A 2,322-nucleotide genomic window follows, 5' to 3' on the forward strand; every position below is an offset into this window, starting at 1 on the left:
GGTATTTCCGGGGATTAAGACGATGTGACATTTCAAATTGGGAATAAAATAGGACATTTCAAATTGGAAACCACAATTGCGGTGCTACCCCTTGACAAAGATGTGGAATCGATGTACTGTATAGGTGTGAGGACCCGACCCGGCGTAAGACCGGGCGACGGAGCCAAGAGGGGGTTTGCCTGCCCGAGCTGAAGTCGAGAGGCGGGAGGTTTCCCGTCCGGCTTGGTTCGGTACCTGCCCCGCCCTCTCCGGTGTGAAAGCCCCCCGCTCAGGGGTAAGCCGCTGGATCCAAGAGCGCGGAGGTCAGGATTCAACCCCCTCTCCTGTTTTATGATCCCTTTTGCTCCGGATAGACTACACGGATGTGCAGCTCACGCAGCTGTTTCTCGTCCACCGGCGCGGGCGCACCAAAGAGCAGGTCTTGTCCCGTCGCCGTCTTCGGGAAAGCGATAACCTCGCGGATGTTCTCGTCGTCGGTGAGGAACATCACGAGTCGGTCGATGCCGGGAGCGATTCCGCCGTGCGGGGGCGCGCCGTACTCGAACGCCTCCAGCATGTGTCCGAAGCGTGCCTGCGTCTCTTCTTCGGTGTAGTTCAGCAGTTTGAACACCTTTTGCTGGATGTCGCGTCGGTGGATACGGATGCTGCCGCTTGCCCACTCCACGCCGTTGCATACCACGTCGTAGCAGGAGGCGCGTACGCGGGCGGGATCGGTATCCAGCAGCGGCAGGTCTTCGGGATGGGGCATGGTGAAGGGGTGATGCATGGGGTCCCACCGCTGCTCTTCCTCGTTCCACTCCACCAGCGGGAAGTCCACAATCCAGCAGAACGCCAGCAGGTTGGGGCCCAGCAGCCCCAGTCGCCGGCCGAACTCGTTGCGCAGGCGGGATAGCACGTTCGCCACCACCTTCGGCTGGTCAGCCACGATAGCCACCATGTCGCCCTGTTGCGCCTGGGTGGCCTGCCGAATGGCTTCTATCTCTTGCGCGGTAAGGAACTTGGCGATGGGGGAGCGGACACCGCCCGCCTGCCACTGGATGGTCGCCAGCCCCTTCGCCCCGAAACGCCGCGCGAACTCGGTAATGTCATCGAGGTCTTTACGGCTGTATTGCGCGCCGCCGGGAATGCGGATAGCTTTTACCTGTCCGCCGCTGTCCAGCGCAGCGCGAAACACCTGCGCCTGCGTATTCGCCAGCACCCCCGAGAGGTCCACCAGCTCCAGTCCAAAGCGCAGGTCTGGCTTGTCGGTGCCGTAGCGCGCCATCGCTTCATCGTAAGTGAGGCGGGGCCAGGGCTTTATCATCTTCTTGCTGGATACCGATTCCACCACGAAGATGGTCATCTCTTCGATGAGCTGCAGGATGTCCTCTTGCTCCACGAAGGACATCTCGAGGTCGAGCTGGGTGAACTCTGGCTGGCGGTCGGCGCGGGTGTCCTCGTCACGGAAGCACTTGGCAATCTGGTAGTACCGCTCCACCCCGCCCACCATGAGCAGCTGCTTGAGCTGTTGGGGCGACTGTGGCAGGGCGTAGAAGTGCCCTGGATACAGCCGCGAGGGCACCAGGTAGTCGCGCGCGCCCTCTGGTGTGGACTTTATCAGGATAGGGGTTTCCACCTCGATGAAGCCGCGCTCATTGAGGAACTGCCGAATGAGGTTGACCACTTTGTGGCGCAGCTCGAGGCGGCAGAACATCTCCGGTCGGCGCAGGTCGAGGTATCGGTACCGCAGGCGGATGGACTCGTCCACGTTCAGGTTCTCGTCGGCAATCTGGAAGGGCAGGGGGCGGCAAGTGTTGAGTATTTCTGCTTCATTGACCAGCACCTCCACCTCGCCAGTTGCGAGTTTGGGGTTTTCCAGTCCTTCTGGCCGACGCCGAACCGTTCCCTGCACCGACAACACGTACTCTGCCCGCACCGTTTCGGCAAGGGCATGTGCTTCAGGAGCCTTACTGGGGTCGAACACTATCTGCACCAGCCCACTGCGGTCGCGCAGGTCGATGAAAATCAACCCCCCATGGTCGCGGCTGCGGTGCACCCAGCCGTTCAATATCACCTGTTGACCGATATGTTCCGGTCGCAATGTCCCGCAAAAGTGCGTGCGTTTCCAGCGTTGCAAGGGCAACAACCTCCAGGTTCTACGGTGTGACGCAGGATTATTATACATGATTCGGGGGCGGTGGTCATCTGAGGCAGATTTCACTTGCCCACCCAACACCCTTCCCTGCAACGGACGGGGGAGTCCGCGAAGCCCCTCGCCTTGCAGGGGAGGGGACGGGTTGAGGTCATACTCCCCTCTCCCGCAGCGTCGGGAGCTGTCTATAT

Annotated in this window: 1 protein-coding gene; it reads right to left on the minus strand. The window is 60.9% G+C overall.

Annotated elements, in window-relative coordinates:
* Positions 1-328: 328 nt before the first annotated feature.
* Entirely contained in the window at positions 329-2,164 is a 1,836-nt protein-coding gene (aspS, locus tag K6U75_17245; protein MCL6476778.1) for an aspartate--tRNA ligase, read from the minus strand.
* Between the last annotated feature and the right edge of the window lie 158 nt (positions 2,165-2,322).

The organism is Bacillota bacterium (assembly GCA_023511455.1).
Classification (GTDB): domain Bacteria; phylum Armatimonadota; class HRBIN16; order HRBIN16; family HRBIN16; genus HRBIN16.